Below are 5454 nucleotides of genomic sequence, written 5' to 3'. Positions count from 1 at the left end.
GCACGGACGCCCGGCAGGCCCTGGCCGAGGAGCTCTCCCCCGAGCTCGCCGCGCACGAGGACGCGATCCTCCTGGACCCGCGCCTGTCGGCGCGCGTGGCCGCGGTCGACGACGCCGGCCTCGCAGGTGAGGACGCCCGCCTGCTGGAGCGCACGCGCACCCGCCTGGAGATCGCCGGCGCGGGCCTGGACGAGGCCGGCCGCGCCGAGCTCGCCCGCCTCAACGGCGAGCTGGCGGCCCTCTCCGCCGCCTACACCCGACGGCTCGTGGCCGACACCGCCGCCCGCGCGGTCCTGGTGACGGACCGCGAGCGCCTGGCCGGGCTGGGGGCGGACGACCTGGCGGCGGCGGAGCGCGCGGCCGCGGAGGCGGGGCACCGCAGGGCGGACGCGGCGGAGGGTGCGGGGCCGTGGCTGCTGACGCTGTCGCTGTTCACGTCGCAGCCGTGGCTGGCGGACCTGGAGGACGCTGGGCTGCGGCGGGAGGTGTTCGAGGCGTCGGTGGGCCGGGGGTCCTCCGGAGAGCACGAGACGCTGACGACGGCGATGCGGATCGTGCGTCTGCGACTGGAGAAGGCGCGGCTGCTGGGGGCGGCGTCGTGGGCGGAGCATGCGCTGCGGGACCGGGCGGCGCCGTCGGTGGCGGCGGTGGAGGGGCTGCTGGGCTCCCTGACGGGGCCGGCGATGGCCAACGCGCGCCGGGACGCCGAGGCGGTGGCGGAGGGGGACGCGCCGGTGGCGCCGTGGGACTGGCCGTTCCTCTCGGCGGCGCACGCGCGGGAGGCGTTCGACGTGGACGCGGGGGCGCTGCGGCCGTGGTTCGAGCTGGACCGGGTCCTGACCCGGGGCGTGTTCGCGGCGGCGACGGCGCTCTACGGGCTGCGGTTCGCGGAGCGGGAGGATCTGGCGGGGCACCTGTACCGGCCGGGGATCCGGGTGTGGGAGGTGACGGACGAGGACGGCCGCGGGGTGGGTCTGTTCGTGGGCGACTTCTTCGCGCGTCCGACGAAGTCCGGCGGGGCGTGGATGCACAACGTGGTCGACGCCTCGGCGGCGCTGGGCACCCGCCCCGTGGTGTTCTGCACGACGAACGTGCCGGCTCCGGCGGAGGGGCGCCCGGCGCTCCTGACACTGGACGAGGCGACGACGCTGTTCCACGAGTTCGGGCATGTGCTGCACGGGCTGCTGGCGGAGGGCAAGTACCCGTCGCTGACGGGCACGGCGGTGCCGCGGGACACGGTGGAGTTCCCGTCGCAGGTGAACGAGGTGTGGCTGCGGGAGCCGTCCCTGCTGGCGGACTACGCCCGGCATGTGGAGACGGGCGCGGAGCTGCCGACGGGGACGCTGGAGCGGCTGGAGGCGGCGGACCTGTGGGGCGAGGGCTACCGGACCGTGGAGTACCTCGGGGCGACGCTGCTCGACTGGGCGTGGCACACCCTCACGGAGGACACCGTGGACGCGGCGACCGCGGACCCTGCCGGATTCGAGCGGCGGGTGCTGACGGAGGCGGGGATCGACGTCGACCTGGTGCCGCCGCGTTACGGGACGGGCTACTTCAAGCACGTGTTCGGCAACGACTACGCGGCCGGGTACTACTCGTACATCTGGGCGGAGGTGCTGGACGCGGACGCCGTGGAGTGGTTCCGGGAGCACGGCGGCCTGACCCGGGAGAACGGGCGCCGGTTCGCGGAGGAGCTGCTCTCCCGGGGCGACACGCGGGACGTGCTGGAGTCCTACCGGGCGTTCCGGGGACGGGACGCGGAGCTGGAGCCGCTGCTGCGGCGTCGGGGGCTGCTGCCGGAGGGCGCCTGAGGCGCCCCGGGCGGGCTCACGGCGCCCGGCCGCGGCGCCGTGAGCACCGCCCGGAGGAACCCGCGGACGCTGCGGTCCCACTTCACGGGGTCCACGTTCTGCTCGCGTGTGTGGCGGGCCTGGTGGAATCGCACGAACCGCACGAGCGCGGGGTTGCGCTCCGCCAGGTCCTGCGAGGGGCCGACCGGCACGTACTCGTCGTCCTCGGAGTGCAGGATCAGGGTGGGCACGCGGACGTGGTCGGCACGCGTCACCCAGTCCAGGGCCTTGAGGTCCACCGGGGCGGCGAGCCCGGTGACGAGGCGGCCGGCCCGGTTGGAGAGCAGCCACTGGCCGAGCAGGCCGATCCCCTCGGGGATGCGGTTGAGGCGGGCCTGGTGGCGGAGCACGTCCATCCAGTCGACGACCGGCCCCGTGAGCACGATCCCCCGCACGCGGGAGGTGAGGTCGGACCGGTCGGCGGTCTGCAGGACGACGGCGCCGCCCATGGACCAGCCGAACAGGACGACGTCGCGGGCGCCGTGGTCGAGGGCGTAGCGGACGGCGGCCTCCACGTCCTCCCACTCGGTGGTGCCCAGCCCGTAGCGGGCGTCCTCGGCGTCGGGGGCGTCGCCGTCGTTGCGGTAGGACACCAGCAGTGAGGTCATGCCGAGGCGGGCGGCGGTGGGCACGGCGCGCAGGCCCTCGTTGCGGACGGCGCCGCGGCCGTGCACCATCACGGCCCACATCCCCTCGCCGGCCCGCTCCTCGCCGTCCTCGGCCGGCGGGGGGTCGATGCGCCAGGCGGGGGCGGCGCCGCCGGGGACGGGGACCTCCACGTCCGTGGCCTCGAGGCCGGCCTCGGCGGGACCGGGCCAGATGAACGCGGTGAACCGGCCCCGGACGGCCGAGCGCAGGTCCCCGGAGTAGACCTCCTCCACGACCCGCTGCACGGTCCCGTCGCGGGGGTCGCAGGAGCGGATCGCGCCGATGCGGGCACACCCCTCCCCGCCGTGGAACGTCAGCGAGTACGTGCCGGGCACGGTGGTGTGCTCGTCGGCCGGGAGGATGACGTCCATCCCGTCCCCGGTGTCCAGGACCGCGAGGACGGCCGTGTGCTCGGGCCGCGAGCGCACCGGGGTGACCACGGTGCGGGCGAACACGCCGGCCAGCCCCGCGGAGGCGCCGGCCAGGACGAAGGCCGCGGACGCCGCGACGGACGCGGCGGCGGGGGCCAGCCGGGCCGCGGGGCGGGCCACGGCGGCCGAGCCGCGGAGTGAGCCGAGGAGCGCGTCGCGGAGGTCCGGGCGGGCCCGGAGGCGCGGGCTGTGACGTCGGGGGCAGGCCATGGGGCCATTGTGGACCACCCGGCCGGGAACATCCCGCGGGCGCCCCGGGTTGGCACGGGCATGAGCCAGAACCACGCCACCGTTCCCTCCGGCGCCGACGACGCCGCCCGCCCCGCCGCCCTCACCGACGAGGAGTGGGCGCGCCGCCTGACCCCGGAGGAGTTCCACGTGCTGCGCCGGGCCGGCACGGAGCGCCCCTACACCGGCGAGTACTGGGACTCCCGCGTGCAGGGCGTCTACGCGTGCCGCGCGTGCGGCGTCGAGCTGTTCCGCTCGGAGGAGAAGTTCGACTCGCACTGCGGCTGGCCCTCCTTCTTCGCCCCGCTGGCCGAGGACCGGGTGGTCTACGTCAAGGACGCCACGCTCGGCATGGAGCGCATCGAGGTGCGCTGCGCGGCGTGCGGGTCCCACATGGGCCACGTGTTCGCCGGCGAGGGGTACGACACCCCCACGGACCTGCGGTACTGCATCAACTCGATCTCGCTGCGCCTCACCCCCGCGGACGTCGCGGCGATCGGCACGGAGGCGGACCCCGCCGGGGACCGGGCGTGAGCGCAGCCCGCCCCGCGGGGCTGCGGGCGTTCGCCTCGGACAACTACGCGGGCGTGCACCCGGACGTGTGGGCCGCGATGGCCGACGCGGACGCGGATCACGCCGTGTCCTACGGCGAGGACCCCACCAGCGCCGCCCTGCAGGAGAAGGTGCGGGAGGTGTTCGGCGAGCGGGCGTTCGCCGTGCCCGTGTTCACCGGGACGGCCGCGAACGTCCTCGCCCTCCAGGCGCTGACCCCGCCGTGGGGCTCCGTGGTCACCGCCGCCTCCTCCCACCTCATCCACGACGAGGGCGGCGCGCCCGAGCGCCTGGGTCGGACCCCGCTCGTCCCCGTGCCGACCCCGGACGGTCGGCTCACCGGAGAGCTCGCGGCGGCCCACGTGCGCCGGGACGGCTTCGTGCACGCCAGCCAGCCCGCCGTCGTCGAGATCGCGCAGGCCACGGAGCTCGGCACGGTGTACTCCGCCGCCCAGGTGCGGGAGGTGGCCGACGCCGCGCACGCCGCCGGTGCCGCGCTCTACATGGACGGGGCGCGCCTGTCCAACGCCGCCGCAGCGCTCGACCTGCCGCTGCGCGCGTTCACCACCGACGCCGGGGTGGACGTCGTCTCCTATGGCGGCACGAAGAACGGAGGCCTCGGGGCGGAGGCCGTGATCGTGCTGAATCCGGAGGCCGTCGTCGCGGCACGGATGGTCGGGCCCGCCGACGTGCCGGGCGGGGACGCCGCCGACGCGCGGGACCGGGCCCGCGCCGCCCTCGGCTACCTGCGCAAGCAGGACATGCAGCTGGCATCCAAGCACCGCTACCTCGCGGCCCAGCTGCTGGCGCTGCTCACGGACGACCTCGGCATCGCCCTGGCCGCACAGGCCAACCGCATGGCCCGCGTGCTCGCCGACGCGGTCGCCGGGCTGGACGACGTCGAGCTCGCCCGCGCCCCGGAGGCCAACGCGGTGTTCGCCCGGCTGGACCCGGATGTCGCCGCCGAGGTCCGCCTCCGCCACCCGTTCTACGACTGGGACGCGGCCGCCCACGAGGTGCGCTGGATGACCTCCTGGGACACGACGGACGCGGACGTCGAGTCGTTCGTGGATGCCCTCGCCGCCGCCCTCCGGGCGCGTCGCCCCCGGTGAGGGGCCGGCCGGTCCTAGGCTGGACGCCATGACCGAGTCGGGACCCCGGGCGCCGGCCCCCGCCGCCGGAGGCGCCTCCGGCGCGTTCGCGGACGCGCTCGCGGACCTGCGCGCGGCCCACCCCCGGCCTGAGGTGCGCCTGCGTCCGATCCCCGACCCTCCCGGCCTCGCCCCGTTCGCGGTGACCCTGGCCGCCGACGTCCTGGACCCCCACGGCGCGGAGGCCGACCCCCTGGCGACGGGGCGGTTCGTGCTCCTCCACGACCCGGCCGGCTCCCCCGTGTGGCGGGGCGACTTCCGGGTGGTCACCTACATCCGGGCGAGCCTCGAGCCGGACGTCGCCACCGACCATCTGGCCGGTGCCGTCGCCTGGGACTGGCTCGCCGAGGCCCTCGAACGGCGCCACGCCGCGCACACGGAGGCCGGCGGCACCGCCACCCGGCAGCTCGCCGAGCACTTCGGCACGCTCGCACTGGAGCCCGGCTGGACGGACATCGAGCTGCGCGCCTCGTGGACCCCCGGCCCCCGCGACCTCGGCGCCCACCTCGAGGCGTGGTCGGACATGATCTGCGCCTTCGCCGGCCTGCCCCCGCTCGCCGACGACGACGTCCCCGCCGCCGGGACGGTCCGAGG

Annotated in this window: 5 protein-coding genes; 4 read left to right on the top strand and 1 reads right to left on the bottom strand. The window is 76.4% G+C overall.

The genetic code is table 11. From position 1 onward, the window contains the following. A partial coding sequence (locus tag MHY29_RS11080) for a M3 family metallopeptidase (RefSeq protein WP_239241249.1) occupies positions 1 to 1811 on the top strand: 1811 nt, incomplete at its 5' end. Here MHY29_RS11080 and MHY29_RS11075 read toward each other — a convergent pair. After that, entirely contained in the window at positions 1733 to 3139 is a 1407-nt protein-coding gene (locus MHY29_RS11075) for a S9 family peptidase (protein ID WP_239241248.1), read from the bottom strand. The genes MHY29_RS11080 and MHY29_RS11075 overlap by 79 nt on opposite strands. Before the next feature lie 60 nt (positions 3140 to 3199). Between MHY29_RS11075 and msrB the strand changes: the two genes are divergently transcribed. From msrB to MHY29_RS11060, 3 genes are all read left to right on the top strand, one after another. After that, on the top strand, positions 3200 to 3691 hold the full coding sequence (gene msrB / locus MHY29_RS11070; protein WP_224354747.1) for a peptide-methionine (R)-S-oxide reductase MsrB: 492 nt from the start codon (positions 3200 to 3202) through the stop codon (positions 3689 to 3691). Further along, a complete protein-coding gene (locus tag MHY29_RS11065; protein ID WP_224354745.1) occupies positions 3688 to 4821 on the top strand; it encodes a low specificity L-threonine aldolase in 1134 nt (377 codons plus the stop codon). Before msrB ends, MHY29_RS11065 begins: the two co-directional genes overlap by 4 nt. Positions 4822 to 4849: 28 nt before the next feature. Then, a partial coding sequence (locus MHY29_RS11060; RefSeq protein ID WP_239241247.1) for a DUF3000 domain-containing protein occupies positions 4850 to 5454 on the top strand: 605 nt, incomplete at its 3' end.

The organism is Micrococcus sp. ACRRV, assembly GCF_022346985.1.
In the GTDB taxonomy this organism is placed as follows: domain Bacteria; phylum Actinomycetota; class Actinomycetes; order Actinomycetales; family Micrococcaceae; genus Micrococcus; species Micrococcus porci.
The sequence above is the reverse complement of the archived record's forward strand: the minus strand, read 5'-3'. Positions and strand labels throughout refer to the sequence as shown.